The organism is Allobranchiibius sp. GilTou73, assembly GCF_021391335.1.
GTDB lineage: Bacteria > Actinomycetota > Actinomycetes > Actinomycetales > Dermatophilaceae > Allobranchiibius > Allobranchiibius huperziae.
In genome coordinates this window covers 1,943,294-1,960,036 of record NZ_CP090051.1, presented here as the reverse complement: position 1 = coordinate 1,960,036, position 16,743 = coordinate 1,943,294, and the positions used below count along the sequence as shown (strand labels likewise).

At 71.7% G+C, this 16,743-nt stretch carries 9 protein-coding genes and 1 pseudogene; all 10 read right to left on the bottom strand.

Going from position 1 to position 16,743, the window contains the following annotated elements; genetic code table 11:
- Window positions 1–5 precede the first annotated feature (5 nt).
- The 10 genes and pseudogenes from LVQ62_RS09780 to hflX all read right to left on the bottom strand — a co-directional run bounded on the left by LVQ62_RS09780 (window position 6) and on the right by hflX (window position 16,519).
- On the bottom strand, window positions 6–2,411 hold the full coding sequence (locus LVQ62_RS09780; protein ID WP_233761224.1) for a ComEC/Rec2 family competence protein: 2,406 nt from the start codon (window positions 2,409–2,411) through the stop codon (window positions 6–8).
- The gene (locus tag LVQ62_RS09775; RefSeq protein WP_233761222.1) at window positions 2,408–3,382 is read right to left on the bottom strand and encodes a helix-hairpin-helix domain-containing protein; all 975 of its coding nucleotides are present in this window, start codon (window positions 3,380–3,382) and stop codon (window positions 2,408–2,410) included. The genes LVQ62_RS09780 and LVQ62_RS09775 overlap by 4 nt, the downstream gene beginning before the upstream one ends.
- Window positions 3,383–3,478: 96 nt before the next feature.
- The gene (locus LVQ62_RS09770; RefSeq protein WP_233761220.1) at window positions 3,479–4,366 is read right to left on the bottom strand and encodes a DegV family protein; all 888 of its coding nucleotides are present in this window, start codon (window positions 4,364–4,366) and stop codon (window positions 3,479–3,481) included.
- A gap of 9 nt (window positions 4,367–4,375) precedes the next feature.
- Window positions 4,376–7,262: pseudogene (leuS, locus tag LVQ62_RS09765) on the bottom strand (leucine--tRNA ligase).
- Window positions 7,263–7,530: 268 nt separating this feature from the next.
- Complete coding sequence (gene rpsT, locus LVQ62_RS09760) at window positions 7,531–7,791, bottom strand: 30S ribosomal protein S20 (RefSeq protein WP_179481656.1); 261 nt, start codon at window positions 7,789–7,791, stop codon at window positions 7,531–7,533.
- Between the two features lie 191 nt (window positions 7,792–7,982).
- Complete coding sequence (holA, locus tag LVQ62_RS09755) at window positions 7,983–8,945, bottom strand: DNA polymerase III subunit delta (RefSeq protein ID WP_233761212.1); 963 nt, start codon at window positions 8,943–8,945, stop codon at window positions 7,983–7,985.
- Between the two features lie 38 nt (window positions 8,946–8,983).
- The gene (locus tag LVQ62_RS17525) at window positions 8,984–9,496 is read right to left on the bottom strand and encodes a phosphatase PAP2 family protein (protein ID WP_255696357.1); all 513 of its coding nucleotides are present in this window, start codon (window positions 9,494–9,496) and stop codon (window positions 8,984–8,986) included.
- Window positions 9,497–9,668: 172 nt separating this feature from the next.
- Window positions 9,669–12,218, bottom strand: a complete 2,550-nt coding sequence (locus tag LVQ62_RS09745; protein WP_233761210.1) for an ATP-dependent DNA helicase — start codon at window positions 12,216–12,218, stop codon at window positions 9,669–9,671.
- A gap of 63 nt (window positions 12,219–12,281) precedes the next feature.
- Window positions 12,282–13,451, bottom strand: a complete 1,170-nt coding sequence (locus LVQ62_RS09740) for a hypothetical protein (RefSeq protein WP_233761209.1) — start codon at window positions 13,449–13,451, stop codon at window positions 12,282–12,284.
- 1,592 nt (window positions 13,452–15,043) lie between these two features.
- On the bottom strand, window positions 15,044–16,519 hold the full coding sequence (gene hflX / locus LVQ62_RS09735; protein ID WP_179481664.1) for a GTPase HflX: 1,476 nt from the start codon (window positions 16,517–16,519) through the stop codon (window positions 15,044–15,046).
- Window positions 16,520–16,743: the final 224 nt, after the last annotated feature.

The following is a 16,743-nucleotide window of genomic DNA, read 5'->3' as shown; positions in this document are numbered from 1 at the left end:
GCCCGTCAGGGCCTGTCGACGGTGACCCGCCCGTCGCGCACAGCCACGACCACGTCCCCTCCGCGGTCGGTGCGGTAGGTCGCTCCGGGCAGGCTCTTCAACAACGACAACGTCGAGGGCGTCGGCAGTCCGTAGTCGTTGTGTGCACCGACGCTGATGATCGAGATCGGTGCGTGCACGAAGCGCACCAGGTCGGCGGACTGGTTGGCCGAGCCGTGGTGGGCCACCTTGAGCACGTCGAAGGGCGGCCCCGTCGGCTGATGACTCAGCTCGCCGTACACGGCAGCGCCCGCCTCACGCTCGATGTCACCGGTCAGAAGGATCCGCAGGCCGTGGGTGCGCACGTCGAGGGTGATGCTCGCGTTGTTCTGGATCGAGCCGGCGTCGATCTCGCGGCTCGGCCACAGCACGACGGCGTGCACCCCGGGCCAGTTCACGGTGTCTCCCGTGACCAGGGTGCGCACCGGAATGTGTCTCGCGGCGGCGAGCCGGTGCACCAGCGGGGCGTTGCTGGCCGCCTCCCGGGTACCGGGCGCGCTCGTCGCGACCACCGGCGTCACGAAGATCTCCCCGACGGATCGCCCCCGCAGGTCACCGGTCAGACCGCCGACATGGTCGAGGTGGAAGTGAGTGAGCACGATCGCGTCGATACGGGTGACGCCGGCGCGATGCAGGCAGGCGTCGATGTGCTGCGGGTCGGGCCCGGTGTCGACGACGACGCCGTGCCCCGGTGTCGTGGCGAGCACCCCGCCGTCGCCCTGCCCGACGTCGCAGGAGATCCACACCCACCCCTGCGGCGGCCAGCCGAGATGCGGCAGCGGCCACGCCGCGGCCGTCAACGCCAGCGCGCAGCCGGCGGCCAGCGCCGGATGGGTACGGGCACGCCCCCATAACCCGACGCCGCCCCAGATCGCGAGCACGGTGAGCGCGCCGAGCAGGAGCGCACCGCCCAGCCCGCTCGGCCACGGCAGGACGCCGCCCGGCACCCGGGCGCCGACGTGGGCCACCCAGGCGATGCCCCAGGCCGGGACGGCCGCGCACCAGGCCGGGACTGCGGCGACTGCCGGACCGAGCGGGCTCGCCAGCACGGTGACGACGCCGGCCAGGGTGGCCGGCTCGACGAAGACCGCAGCGAGCAGATTGGCGGGCACCCCGACCAGACTCACCGACGACTGCAGCAGCACGATCACGGGGGCGCACGCCGCCTGCGCCGCCAGCGGGATCGCGATCGCGTCGGCGACCGGTCGCAACCTGAGGGGCAGTCGCGCCGCCATCGCGTCACTCCACGGCCGGGCGAAGACCAGCAGACCCAGGGTGGCCAGGGCAGAGAGGGCGAACCCGTACGAGCGGGCCAGCCACGGATCCCAGGCCAGGAGCATGACGATCGCCGCCGCCAACGCGGACGAACCGACCCGGCGGCGTGACATCGACACCCCGAGCAGACCGACGACACCCATCACCGCGGCCCGTAGCACGCTCGGCTCGGGTCGGCACAGCAGGACGAACCAGCCGAGGACGAGCAACGCGAGCGGCGTACGCCACCGGCGCGGGACCCGGCACCAGCCCGCCAGCCAGCCCGCGCCGACGAGGACGAACGTGACGTTGGATCCCGACACCGCGGACAGGTGGGTGAGCCCGGTGGCGCGCATGTCGTCGTTCAACCGCGTGGGCATCCGCGCGGTATCGCCCGTGACCAGGGCCGGGACCAGGCCGCGCGGATCGGCGGGCAGCGATGCGGTCGCGGCGCGGGCGTCGGACCGCAACGACTCCACCCACCGGGTCAGCGGACCGGGCCTGCCGACCACGCGCGGGGGCGATCGGGCGTCGAGCAGGGCCGTGACGTCGTCACCGGCATCCGCCGGTTGCAGCCGCCCCGTGAACTCGATGCGGTCGTGCCAGGCCGGTGCCCGCCACGTGGGCCTGGCGAAGACCAGCACGGGGGTATCGGGGGTGCTGCGGGCGCCCCGCCCGACGACCGCGCGCACCGAGGCGCGGTAGATGACCGTCGGTCGCGCCGGATTCGTCACGACGAGACGTGGGTCGGATTCGACCACGGCGGTCACCCGCACGATCGCCCGCTGAGCTGCCAGTGTCTCGACAGGGCCCGCGGTGCGGGCGCTCTGGTGGGCTGCCAATGCGCCGAGCAGCAGCGCGGTGCAGAGCCAGCCCAGGGCGATGCCCGCCCGCGACCCCGAGGAGCGGTGCCCGCGCCCGACGAGGAGGCAGAGCACGCCGAGGACGAGGCATCCGATCGCGACGCCGAGAACCACGGTCACGGGTTGCGGGAGGGCCACCACGGTGCACGCCCAGGCCATGAGTGCCGGCACCAGCATCCGCAGATCCAGCGGCGGGCGGCCCACCGGCTCCTCGTCTCCCTTCTCCAGGTCGCCGGAAAGGCGATCCGCGCTCATACCGTCACGTGCGGTCGTAGCCGCGCGAGCACCTTGTCGCCGATGCCACTCACCTCCCCCAGCTCGTCGACGCTGGTGAACCGGCCGTTCTGGGTGCGCCAGTCGACGATCCGCTGGGCGAGCACCGGTCCCACCCCCGGCAGTGCGTCCAGGCCCGTGACGTCCGCGGTGTTGAGGTTGATCACTCCCCCGGCCGAGGCGTCGGAGGAGCCGCCGCCCGCCGCCGTCACGGGCGCCGAGCCCTCGCCGCTGCCACCGCCCACGGCGCCCGGCGCCGGCGTCATCGTCTGGCCAGGCTTCGGCACCTGGATCTGCTCTCCGTCGGTGACCACCCGGGCGAGGTTCACGGCGGTCAGGTCCGCGGACGGCAATGCGCCGCCAGCGGCGGCAACCGCGTCCTGCACCCGTGCGCCGGCACGCAGCGTGACCACGCCGGGGTGGCGCACCTGGCCGACCACCTGCACGACGACGGTGGTCGCGGCCGAGGTCGTGGGCACTGCGCTCGGGGCGGTGGAACTGCTGCCGAACCGGCTCACCCCGGCGGTGGTCGTGGCGGCCGACCGCGGGCCGCTCCCCGCGGCGACGGGCGTCGACGTCGCCGACGCGCGAGCGAGCAGCACACGTCCACCGAGGACCAGCCCCGCGACGAGCACCACGATCAGTACTCCGAGCACCGCCAGCCTGCTCGGCGCCACCTGCGCGTCCCGGAGGGCGGCAGGCGTCCGTAACAGCGGAGCGTGCGGGCGGAGGTCTCCGCTCGTCCCGGCGTGACGTCCTCCACCGCCTCGTCGCGCCAGCCGGGCGGAACCCCTGGTCTCTCCCGCCGCCGCGGGCTGGATCGCCGGACGCCGACTGTCGAGCAGTGACTCCTGCGTCGGCACCCAGCCGACCGGGCGTCGTACGGCATCGAGCTCGTCCAGGACTGCGGCCAGGCGATCGGGGGCGGCCTGTTCGGCACGAACACGTGGCATACGGGCACGCTAGGGATCTGGCTGCATGCCCGTCCGCCAGCGGACCCGCGGTTGTGGACAACCGCGCCCGCGCGGCGGGGATGTGGAGGGGAGCGGTCAGGCGGATGCGCCGAGGATCGCCGAACGCGCTCCCAGGCGGGGACTGACAGCGGTCGCCAGGGTGCCGGGGCCGACATGGGCGCCGACCACGGCGCCGAGCTCCACGAGCAGCACCCGCCGTGCTTGCGGCACGGCCTCGGCCAGGGATTCCACGAGCTGCTCGGCGCGCTCGCGGGAGTCCAGGTGGTGCACGGCGATGTCGACGCCGTCGGGTCCGTCCATCGCGGCGGCCGCCTCCACGGCCCGCTCCCGCATCCGCGCGAGGGCCTTGCCGGTGGTGCGCACCCGCTCCAGCGGCTCGATCTGACCATCGGTCATCGTCAGCAGCGGCTTGATGGCAAGTGCGGAGCCGAAGAGCGCGGCGGCCTTGCCGATCCGACCGCCGCGGCGCAGGTACTCCAGGGTGTCGACGTAGAAGCCCACCGACGCCGCGGCCGCGTGGTCGCGCGCCACCTGGGCGACGACCTCCGGCGCGGCGCCGCCCGCCGCGACCTCCGCGGCCGCGAGGACGGCGTACCCCATCGCCATCCCGATGGAGCGACTGTCGACGACGGTGACGGGCACCGGCGACTCCTCGGCGGCGATCTCGGCCGAGGAGCCCGTCGCCGACATCGCACCCGAGATGTGCACCGAGACGATGTGCCGGGCCCCGGCGTGCGCGAGTTCCTCGTACACCTCCAGCAACGCCCCCGGCGAGGGACGCGACGTCGACACCGGACGGAACGCCCGCAGCGCCTCGGCCACGTCGGCCGAGGAGATGTCGCGGCCCTCTTCGTACGACGTGCCGCCGATGACCACGTGCAACGGCACCACGCGCACGTGGTGACGGGCCGCCAGATCCCCCGGCAGGTACGCCGTGGAGTCCGTCACGACGGCGACGTTCACGCGTCCACCTCAGCCGGCCACGATGTTGACCAACTTGGGCGCGCGGACGACGATCTTGCGGATCTGCTTGTCGCCCAGGCTTTCTCGGACCTTGGCGTTGTCACGCGCCAGCTGTTCCAACTCGTCGGCGTCGATACTCGGCGACACCTCGATGCGGTCGCGCACCTTGCCCATCACCTGCACCACGCAGGTCACCGTCTCCTGGACGAGCGTGGCCGGGTCGGCCTGCGGGAACGGCACGAAACTGATCGTCTCGTCGTGACCGAGCGCGCGCCACAGCTCCTCGGCCAGGTGCGGCGCCAGCGGAGCGGTCATCTGCACCAGGGGTTCCACGACCGCGCGCGGCGACACGCCGGTGCGGGTCAGCACGTTGTTCAGCTCGATCAGCTTCGCGACGGCCGTGTGGAAGTGCAGGTGCTCGAAGTCGCGCCGTACGCCGTCGATGGTCCGGTGCAGCAACCGGTCCAGATCGGCGTCGGGCGCGTCGCCGACGACCCGCACCGCACCGGTCTCCTCGTTGATCACGTTGCAGCCACAGGCGTTGCAGGAAGCGTTGCGAGCCGACGACCGCCCGGGTCTCCCACGGCCGCGACATGTCCAACGGACCCATCGACATCTCATAGACGCGGAAGGTGTCGGCGCCGTACTGCGCGCACATCTCGTCGGGTGTGACGACGTTCTTCAGCGACTTGCCCATCTTCCCGTACTCCCGGGTGACGGGTGCGCCGTTCCAGGTGTACGTCGTCGCGGGGCCCTCGCCGTCCTCGACCACCTCGTTCGCCGGCACCACCTGGCCACGGGCGTCGCGGAAGGCGAACGCCTGGATGTAGCCCTGGTTGAACAGCTTGCGGAACGGCTCGCTCGAGCTGATCTCGCCCAGGTCGAAGAGCACCTTGTGCCAGAAGCGGGCGTACAGCAGGTGCAGCACCGCGTGCTCCACGCCGCCGACGTACAGGTCCACACCGCCCGGGTCGTTCGCGACCCCTTCGCCGTCACCGCGGCCGGGCCCCATCCAGTACTCCTCGCACTCTCGGTCAGCGAAGCGCTCGGTGTTGGCGGGATCGGTGTACCGGATCTCATACCAACAGGATCCGGCCCAGTTGGGCATCGTGTCGGTCTCGCGGGTGTAGGTCTTGGGGCCGTCGCCCAGGTCGAGCTCGACGTTCACCCACTCGGTCGCCCGGCCCAGCGGCGACTCCGGCATCGAGTCGGCGTCCTGCGGGTCGTAGGTCTTGGGCGAGTAGTCCGCCACCTCGGGCAGCTCCACCGGCAGCAGGTGCTCGGGGATCGCGTGCGCAGCCCCGTCCTCGTCGTAGACGATCGGGAACGGCTCGCCCCAGTAACGCTGCCGGCTGAAGAGCCAGTCGCGCAGCTTGTAGGTGATGGTGCCGTGACCGCTGCCGTGCTCCTCCAGGAAGGCGATGATCGTCGCCTTGGCGTCGTCGACATCCTTGCCGTTCAACGAGATCCGGTCGTTCGCGGAGTTGATCATCGGTCCGCTGCCGGTGTAGGCGGTGTCCTCGTCGTGACCCTCGGCGGGTTGCACGGTGCGCACGTGGGGCAGCCCGAACTTCTTGGCGAAGTCCCAGTCGCGCGGGTCCTCCGCGGGGACGGCCATGATCGCGCCGGTGCCGTAGCCCATCAGGACGTAGTCGGCGATGAAGACCGGGACATGCTGCCCCGTCACGGGATTGGTGGCGTACGCGCCGGTGAACACCCCCGTCTTGGCCTTGTCGTCGACCTGCCGCTCCAGGTCGGACTTGCGGCTGGCCGCGGCTCGGTACGCCGCCACCGCCGCCCGCGGGTCGCTGGCGTCACCCGTCCACCGGGGATCGATCGCCTCCGGCCAGGTGTCCGGCGCGATCGTGTCGACCAGGGTGTGCTCGGGTGCCAGCACCATGTAGGTGGCGCCGAAGATCGTGTCCGGGCGGGTGGTGAAGACCTCGATCCCACCAGCGGATCCGGCCAGCGGGAAGGTGACGGCGGCGCCCTGCGAGCGACCGATCCAGTTGCGCTGGATGGCCTTCACCGACTCCGGCCAGTCCACCCGCTCCAGGTCGTCGATCAGGCGGTCGGCGTACGCCGTGATGCGCATCATCCACTGGGGCAGGTTGCGCCGGAAGACCGGGAAGTCGCCGCGCTCGGTCAGGCCCTCGTTGGTGACCTCCTCGTTGGCAACGACGGTGCCCAGGCCGGGCGCCCAGTTGACCGGCGCCGTCGACTTGTAGGCCAGGCGGCGCGCGTCGACCGCGGCGGCCCGCTCCGTCGCGGTCAGGTCGTCCCACGAAGCGCCGGACGGCGTTGCCACGGTGCCCGCTTCGTACCCCGCGACCAGGTCGGCGATGGGTCGCGCCTTGCCCGCGCGCTCGTCGTACCAGCTGTTGTAGATCCTGGTGAAGATCCACTGGGTCCACTTGTAGTACGCCGGGTCGATGGTCTGCACCGCGCGCCGGTCGTCGTGCGACAGACCCAGGCGGCGCAGCTGACCGATGTAGGTCTCGATGTTCTCCTCGGTCGTCTTGCGAGGGTGCTGCCCGGTCTGAACGGCGTACTGCTCGGCGGGCAGGCCGAAGGAGTCGTAACCCAGCGTGTAGAGCACGTTGCGGCCCTGCATCCGCTGGTAGCGCGCGATCACGTCGGTCGCGATGAACCCCAACGGGTGGCCGACGTGCAGGCCCGCGCCGGAAGGGTAGGGGAACATGTCCTGCACCATGAACTTCGGCCGGTCGCCGATGTGGTCCGCGCCGTCAGCACCGTCGGTGCCCTGATGCGCCCACGGGCCGCTCGGGTTCGCGGCGTGGAAGGTGCCGTGCTCCTCCCAGTGCTCCTGCCAGCGGCGTTCGATCTCGCCGGCCAGCTCAGGGGTGTAGCGGTGCTGCGGTTCGGTGTCGCTCATGCTTCTCCTGCTCATCCTTCGGTCGGTCCTCGCCTGCGGCGCCGGGTTCACCGCGGGACGCTCGTGTGCATGAAGAAACCCCCTGCGCATGCAAGGGGTCGCCGCGTCCGGATCCGGTTCAGATCGGCCGCGGCTGCCGAAGAAGGTGCTTGTCGTACATGCGAGGCAGACTACCGCAACGGTCCTACGCCCTGCCGCCCGATAACGCGAAGCGCCGGCCGCCCGAACGGGGCTGACCGGCGCTGCACAGGAGAGGAGAGTGGGACGCTCAGAGAGCGTTGACCTTCTTCGCCAGGTTCGACTTCTTGTTGGCCGCCTGGTTCTTGTGGATGACACCCTTGGTGACAGCCTTGTCCAGCTTCTTGGACGCGGTGCGCAGGGCCTCTTCGGCGCCGGCCTTGTCACCGGACTCGGCGGCCTCGCGGACCTTGCGGATCCAGGTGCGCACCTCGGACTTGTGCGCCTTGTTGCGCTCCGTACGGATCGCGTTCGTCTTGACCCGCTTGATCTGCGACTTGATGTTTGCCACGAATGAACTTCCTTGGTCGAAATGTCAGGGATGTCGAGGGCACGTACGACGACGGGTTGGGGCGTGGGGACACTCCGGGCGAATCGTCCTACGAGATGCTGCTGCATGCGCGCACGACCGGGGCGCGCACGCGATCGCCAAATCTACCAGCGCCGCACGGAACCACCCAAATCGTCGGCGGGCGGTCGCCCTCAGCCCGCGCCGCGCTCCCGGGTGATCGTGAGGATTGCGTGCTCGACGGCGTAGACCGGGTCGCGACCACCGCCCTTGACCTCGAAGTCGGCCGCTGCGACCGCCTGGATCGCGCGTCCGAGCCGGTCGCCGTCCCACCCGCGTGCCGCCGCACGCGCTCGGTCGATCTGCCACGGCGCCATCCCGAGCTTGCCCGCGAGCGCACCCGACGACCCCCCGCCCGCCGTCGCCACCCGGGCCACCTGACGCAGTTGGCTCGCCAGGACCGCGACGATCGGCACCGGGTCGAGCCCGGAGGCGATGGCGTGCCGCAGCAGCCGCAGGGCGTCGGACGTCTGGCCCGCGACGGCCGCGTCGGCGACCCGGAAGCCGGTCGCGTCGACCTTGCCCCCGTGGTACTCCTGCACCTGCTCGACGTCGATGAGGCCCTCGGTGTCGTCGATCAGCTGCAGCGCGGCGGACGCCAGCTCCCCCACGTCGCGACCCACCGCGTCGAGCAGGGCCCGGACCGCCTCGGGAGTCGCCTTGCGCCGGGCGCGGCGGAACTCGTGGGTGAGGAAGTCGCTCTTCTCCCGATCCGTCTTGATCGGCGGGGCGTCGATGCGGCGGGCGCCGACCGCCTTCAACGCGTCGAGGACCCGCTTGCCGCGGTTGCCGCCCTTATGCAGGACCACCAGACGCAGGTCGTCGCCGGCGGCCTGCTCGATGACCGTGAGCAGGTCGGCCTGCAGGTCGTCGGAGGCCTCGTCGGCGTCGTGCAGGACGATCGCGGTCGCCCCACCGAAGAGACTCGGGCTGGCGTGCACGATCAGCGACCCCGGCGCATAGTCGGCCGCGTAGAGGCGCACCACCTCGATCTGCGGGTCGTGTGCCCGGAAGACCTCCAGCGTGCTGTCCAGCGCCCGATCGGACAGGACCCGCTCCGGACCGGCGATGAGCACGAGGGCAGGCGGCTCGGGCATGGGCACACCCTGCCACGCGGGCCCGACACCCGCGATGCTCAGGTGCGCCGTGCCGGCCTGCGCAGCGGTTCGCTGCCCTGCAGGTCCGGCGTGATGCGTCCGAGACCGCGGCCGAGCGCGAGGACGAGCAGGCAGACGCCCGCGCCGAGCAGCATCGCGACCGTCACATCACCGAGGTAGTGCGCGCCGACGAACACCCGGCTCGCGGCGACAACGAGCACCACCGGGATGCCGATCCCCAGCGCCACCCGGTGCGAGCCCCGACCGAGCCAGACGGTGAAGCAGATCGCCGCGACGATTCCGGTCGCGATCGCCGTGTGCCCGCTCGGCATCGAGTACGGATCCTGCAGGGCGACGGTCCGGCGCACCGGTGGCGAGGGTGGCCGGGCGCGCTCCGCGACGTGCTTGACCAGGGAGCAGGCGCCCAGGTCGCGAAGAAGAGGGCCGCCTCCACCACGACGTCCCGGCGGCGACCACCGACCAGAAGGACGAGCAGCACCAGCACGATCATCACGACCGCGCCGACGGTGCCGAACCCTCTGTCGATCCACCGGCCGGCCTGCCGGCCCCAGCCCGGGTCGTGGTGCGTGGCCCAGACGCTGACTCGCAGCTCACCGGTGCGCCGCGCCCCGAGGCGCGTGCAGACCGTGGCCAGCGACAGAGCGACCAGCACCATCAGCGCGCCGGCCAGGGTCAGACCGCCCATCTGTGGGCGCCGTCCTCTCACTCGTCCAGACGTACGCCGAGCGCACCGGCCCGCGCGCGCAGCTCCTCGGTCGGCAGGTCCAGGTGCTCGGCGAGCTCGGTGACGTTCAACCCCATCTCGGCGCCGTCCCGCAGCTCCTCGTCGTCCTCGGCGCTCCAGACCCGCTCACCGCCGTCGGTGACGACGCGCAGCGCGCGCGGCTCCGCAGGGCCTGGGACGTCACCGGGCTCCGGCGCCTCCGTGACGTCGGCGGGCTCCTGCGCTCCGTCCGGCACGGCCGGAGGTGCGCTCGGCGGGGTGTCCGGTGTCTTCGGCCGCTTGGCACCGAGCGGCATGATCGACGGCTGCGCGAGAGGCTGCTCCTCCACCTGGGCGACCTGCGCACGCAACTGGTCGAGAAGCTGTTGCTGCTGCCCGCTCGGCCGCGCCGGCGGGGCGGGCTCGGGCTCGGCGGACGCGGGCTGCGGGTCCGGGGCGACCGGCTCGTTCGAGGCGACGAGGTGGTCCGGGGCGGGATGTTCGACCGGTCCGGCGACGGACGGTCCCGGGTGCGCCGAGGTGTCGTCGTCGCGCACCACCGCGACCGGAGGCACTTTCTCAGCGCCGCCCCGCGCGGCCACAGCGATCACCGGCCCCGCGGTCTCGTCGAGCCGTCGGAGGGCGTTGAGCACCAGTGCCCGGTCGCTGGTCGGCCAGAACGGCGGCAGCGTGGACTGCAGGAAGCCGGCGTACCGGGCCGTGACCATCCGCGGGTCCAGGAAGGCGACGACACCGCGGTCGTCGGCCCGCCGGATGAGCCGACCGGCACCCTGGGCCAGGCGTAGCGCGGCGTGCGTGGCGGAGACGGCCATGAACCCGTTGCCGCCGCGCCGGGCGATGGCCTCCGTGCGCGCGGACGACAGCGGGTCGTCCGGCCGCGGGAAGGGGATGCGGTCGATGATCACCAGCTGGCAGGCACTGCCCGGGACGTCGACGCCCTGCCACAGGCTTATGGTGCCGAAGAGGCAGGTCGGCCCGTCGGCCGCGAACTGCCGCACCAGGGTTGCGATCTGGTCATCGCCTTGGCACAGCACCGGGATCTCGTCACCGAGCCGGGTGCGCATCGCCTCCGCGGCCGCCTTCGCGGCCCGGGTCGAGGAGAACAGACCCAGGGTGCGACCGCCCGCGGCTCGGATCAGCGTCTCGATCTCGTCGAAGACCGCGTCGGCGGGACCGTCCCGGCCGGGCGGGGGCAGCTGCGAGGCGACGTACGCGATCGCCTGCGTCGGGTAGTCGAACGGTGAGCCCACGTCGAGGCCGGTCCAGGAGGGTCCTCCCGCACCACGCAGCCCGAGGGTGCCGGCGACCGCGTCGAAGCTGCCGCCCAGCTCCAGGGTCGCGGAGGTGAGGACGACGGTGCGCTCGCCGAAGACCGCCTCCCGCAGCGCCATCGCGACGCTCATCGGCGCCACCCGCAGCAGGTGCCCGCGCCGCAGGTCCTCGGAGATCCACGCGACGTCCAGCTCGCGCTCCTCCAGCACCCGCGCGGCCGTGTCGAACAGCTCGTCGACCGCGGCCTGGGCCATCTGGCGCCCACCGTCGGGTGCCGCACCCTGCTCGGGCTTGAGCTGGCTCGCCACCTCGCGCGCGGTGTCGCGCACCCGCCCGAGGCCCAGCGCCAGATCGTCGGGGATACCCGTGAGCCGGCCGGGCGCCAGTCGGTCCAGGATCCCCTGGACGAACTCGCCGGCGTCGGTGAGCGCGGCCGTGTCGGCGAGGCGCCCGCACCGCCGGGCGGCCGCCGACGCCATACCCCCGGACAGCTCGTCGGTGACGGTCGAGGTGACCCGGTCGACCAGTTCGTGACCCTCGTCGATGACCAGCAGGTCGTGTTCGGGCAGCATCCGGCGCCCCTCGAACGCGTCGATCGCCATGAAGCTGTGGTTGGTGACGACGACGTCGCAGTCCTTGGCGTGCGCCCGCGCCTGCTCCACGAAGCACTCGGCGACCATCGGGCACTTGGAGCCCAGGCACTCCAGCGCGGACACCGAGACCTGCCGCCAGGCGCGTTCGCTGACGCCGGGCACCAGGTCGTCGCGGTCACCGGACTCGGTCTCCTCGGCCCACTCCCGCAGCCGCAGCACCTCGCGGCCGAGCCGCCCGGCCTGCTGGTCCACATCGCCGACCGAGAGCAGCCCCTCGTCCTCGTCGTCGGGGTATCCGCCCTGCAGCTTGTTCACGCACACGTAGTTGCGGCGGCCCTTGACCAGGCCGTACGTCGGGCGCCGGCCGATCACCGGTGCCAGCGCGTCCGCGATCCGGGGCAGGTCGCGGTCGACGATCTGTGCCTGCAGAGCCAGGGTCGCGGTGGCGATGATCGCGGGTTTGCCGCTCTCCACCGCGTGCGCGATCGCCGGCACCAGGTAGGCCAGCGACTTGCCGGTGCCCGTGCCGGCCTGCGCGAGCAGGTGTGACTTGTCGCGGAGCGCGTCCTGCACGGCGTGCGCCATCCGGGTCTGCCCCTCCCGGGGGGTCCCGCCCACCCCCTGGACGGCCGCCGCGAGCAGTGCGTCCAAGTCGTCGGGCATCAGGCCAGGGTATGACGTGCGGGAGGGCCCCGCCGCGCCCCTGTGGACGCGCCGAGGCCGGTGTCAGTCGCGCAACCCGCCCGGATGGCAGATGAGGTGGGCGACCAGGGCGGTCCACCCGGTCTGATGGGTCGCGCCCAGACCGGCGCCGGTGTCGCCGTCGAAGTATTCGCTGAAGGTGACCTGCCGGTCCCAGAGCGGACCGTCCGGATACCACCGCGGGGTGCCCGGACGACGACCACCGGGTCCTGCCCGGAAGAGGCCGATGAGCCGTTCGCGCAGGTCGTCGGCGACGGCACCGAGCGTCGTACCCGCGCCGGTGCTCGTGGGGTGCTCCACCTGCAGGTCCGGTTCGGCCGCCGCGTAGCTGCGCAGCGCATCGAGCAGCAGCACGTTCACCGGCATCCAGACCGGGCCGCGCCAGTTGGAGTTGCCGCCGAACAGTCCGCTGTCGGACTCCGCGGGCACGTAGCGGATCGACGTACGCGCGCCGTCCACGTCGACCGCGAACCCGTCGCGGTACGCCGCGGACAAGGACCGGACGCCGTGGGGTGAGAGGAACTCCGATTCGTCGAAGAGCCTGCGGTACAACGCCGTACGACGCTCCGCCGGCACCAGGGCGATCGTCACCCGGTCGTCGTCGTGCGACTGGTGGTGCACCAGCGCATCCGCGAGCGCGGTGTCGCGGCGCTGGGTCCACTCGACCTCGTCGATGAGCTCACCGATCTCATCCAGGACCACGGGATGCACCGAGTGCACGGCGATGAGCGGCAGCAGACCGACGAGCGACCGCACGGGCAGCTGCTCACTCGTGCCGTCCGGGTGCACGAGGGTGTCGTAGTAGAAGCCGTCCTGCTCCGACCAGAGCGAGACGCCCGCGGAGCCGAAGTCGTCCATCGCCCCCGCGAGCCGCAGGAAGTACTCGAAGAAGGTGCGCGCCACGTCGTCCCAGCCCGGCGCGTCGCGCGCGAGTTCGACGGCGATCTGCAGCATGGACAGCGCGTAGAACGCCATCCAGCTCGTGGCGTCGGACTGCTCCAGTCGCACCCCGCCGGGCAGCGGGGCCGAGCGGTCGAAGAGCCCAATGTTGTCCATCCCGAGGAAGCCGCCCTCGAAGAGGTAGGAGCCGTCGGCGTCCTTGCGGTTGACCCACCACGAGAAGTTGAGCAACAGCTTGCTGAAGACGCGCACCAGGAAACCGGTGTCCGTGCCACCGTCGATGCGGTGCACCATCCGCGTCGCCCATGCGAGCACCGGGGGTTGACGTCGCCGAAATCCCATTCGTACGCGGGAAGTTGGCCGTTCGGGTGTTGCACCCACTCGCGCACCATGAGCTCGATCTGCTGCTTGGCGAACCACGGGTCGATATCGGCCAGCGGCAGTGTGTGGAACGCCAGATCCCACGAGGCGAACCACGGGTACTCCCACTCGTCCGGCATCGAGATGACGTCGGCGATGTCGAGGTGGGTCCACCTGCTGTTGCGCCCGGTACGGCGAGCGGCCGGCGGCACCGGTTGGGCGGGATCGCCCTCCAGCCACTCGCCGATGCTGTAGCGGTAGAGCTGTCGTCCCCACAGCAGACCCGCGAACGCGCGCCGCGCGATGTCCCGGTCCTCATCCTCGTGGACGTCCGCGAGCACCTCGGCGTAGAACGCATCGGCCTCCTGCGCGCGGACCTCGACGACACGGTCGCTCGGGGTGTCGTCCGGCGCTGCCACCGGGGCGTGCGCGACCCCTGCCGTGGCGCGCAGGTCGGCCCCCGCACCGCTCCCCTCCTGCGCGGGTTGCTCCGCGGTGGCGGCCGCGGTCAGCCGCAGGCCGACCGTGACGGAGGCACCCGGCGCCAGAACGTCGTGGTGCCACCAGAAGCCCACCTTGGTGCCCTGGTCGGGGCGCGTGCAGGCGAGGTTGCCGTGGACGACGGCCTGGTCGAGGCCGCTCGTGGGGCAGTCGGTGGCGCTGGGTGTGCCGTAGAGCGCGAGGTCGTCCGTCTCGTTGTCGCAGAACAGAATTCGCGGGCTACCCTCCGGCACGATCCGGTAGTCGCCGAGCCACGCGTGGTGGAACTCCACGGCCGCGCCCGAACCCTGGGCCTGCTGAGCCCGCTGCATCGTCGGTCGGCGGTCGTCGCGACCCCACGCCCAGGTGTTGCGGAACCAGCCCTGCAGGACCACATCGAGAGGTGCGGGATGCGGGCCGCGATTGGTGGCGGTGACCCGGACGACGATGTCGGTCGGGGTGGCCTTCGCGTGCACGACCTCGACGTCGAAGAAGTGGTCGTCGGCCAGGATGCCGGTGTCGGTCAGCTCGAACTCGGGGTCGGCGCGACCTCGCACGGCCGCCTCACGGAGCAGTTCGGCGTACGGGAAGGCCCGCTGCGGATAGCGGTAGAGCCAACTGGCGTACGCGTGGGTGGGGGTGGCGTCGGTGGGCCACCAGATCTCCTTGACGTCCTCGCCGTGGTTGCCCTGGCCGTTGGTGAGGCCGAAGAGCCGTTCCTTGAGGCGGTCGTCCTGGCCGTTCCACAGGGCGAGGCCCAGGTTGAAGAAGCCGAACCGGTCACACAGACCCGCCAGCCCGTCCTCGCCCCATCGGTACGCGCGGCGGTGGGCGTCGTCGAACGGCAGGTAGTCCCAGGCGTTCCCGTCGGCGGAGTAGTCCTCGCGGACGGTGCCCCACTGCCGGCCGCTGACGTACGGACCCCAGAGCCGCCACGGCGCCAGGTCGTCGTGCGAGGCGGCCAGGCGATCGTGTTCGGCGCTCACCCGTCCGACTGTGCCAGACCCCCGCGGGTGCGGGGGCCCGACCACGTCAGACGGTGTGGATCAGCGGGCGAACGCGGTGAGCTCGCCGTCCAGGGCGGGCGTCACCTTCGCATGCACGTGCGTGCCGTCGGCCAGGTGCTCGGTCTCCAGCACCTCACCCTCGTCGTGGATCCGGCTCAGCAGATCGCCCCGGTCGTAGGGCAGCACCACGTCGACGCGGATCTCCGGACGGGGCAGCTCGTCGTCGATGAGCGCCTTGAGCTCGGCGAAACCGGCGCCGGTCCGGGCGGACACGGTGATGCTGTGCTTCTCCGAGCGGCGGATCCGGTCGATCACCTCGGGATCGGCGACGTCGGCCTTGTTGATGACGATGACCTCGCGGACGTCGTGCGCGCCCACCTCGGCCAGCACCTCGCGTACGGCGCTGATCTGGCCCTCGGGGTCGGGGTGCGACCCGTCGACCACGTGCAGCAGCAGGTCGGAGTCGCCGACCTCCTCCAGCGTCGAGCGGAACGCCTCGATCAACTGGTGCGGCAGGTTGCTCACGAAACCCACCGTGTCGGCGAGCGTGTAGAGACGCCCGTCGGCGGTCTCGGCGCGTCGTACGGTCGGGTCCAGGGTTGCGAAGAGCTGGTTCTGCACCAGCACGCCGGCCCCGGTGAGCCGGTTGAGGATCGAGGACTTGCCGGCGTTGGTGTAGCCCGCGATGGCGACGGACGGCACGTGGTGGTTGCGCCGCGAGGACCGCTTGGTGTCGCGCATGGTCTTCATGCCGGTCAGCTCGCGCTTGAGCTTGGCGATGCGGGTGTTGATGCGGCGCCGGTCGAGCTCGATCTTGGTCTCACCGGGTCCGCGCGAGCCCATGCCCTGACCCGCGGCGGCCTGGCCGCCGGCCTGCCGGGACATCGACTCACCCCAGCCGCGCAGCCGCGGGAGCAGGTACTGCAGCTGGGCCAGCTCGACCTGCGCCTTGCCCTCCTTGGACTTCGCGTGCTGGGCGAAGATGTCCAGGATCAGGGCGGTGCGGTCGATGACCTTGACCTTGACGACGTCCTCCAGGCCGCGGCGCTGGCCAGGTGCCAGTTCGCCGTCGGCGACGACGGTGTCGGCCCCTTCGGCGATCACGACGTCGCGCAGTTCCTTCGCCTTGCCGGCGCCCATCCAGGTGCTCGCGTCGGGCTTGCTGCGGCGCTGCAGGACGCCCGCGAGCACCGTCGAACCGGCGGTCTCGGCGAGGGCGGACAGCTCGCGCAGGGAGTTCTCGGCATCCTGGATCGTGCCGTCGTGCCAGACACCGGCCAGCACGACGCGCTCGAGCCGCAGCTGCCGGTACTCGACCTCGGTGACATCGGTGAGCTCGGTCGAGAGGCCCTCGACGCGGCGTAGCGCAGCCCTGTTCTCGCGCTCGAACTGGTCGCCGTCGGTGCCGGGATCGAGCACGAAGCCGTCGGCGTCGTAGCGCTCCAGCACGGGTTCGCCGTCGTCCTTGGCGAGAGCCGTGGCGCGGGTGTCGAAGAAGTCGTCGTGTGCAGTCATGTTCTCCTCAGGTTCCCAGACGTCAACAGCATCTGCGAACCGTTTATGCCGGTACGCCGCCCCTACCCCCCGTCCCTACGCCCGCTCTTGTTTCGGCCCGCTCAGCCCCAAACGCGCCACCCACCCCTACGCCCGCTCTCGTTTCAGCCCGCTCAGCCCCAAACGCGCCACCCACCCCTACGCCCGCTCTCGTTTCAGCCCGCTCAGCCCCAAACGCGCCACCG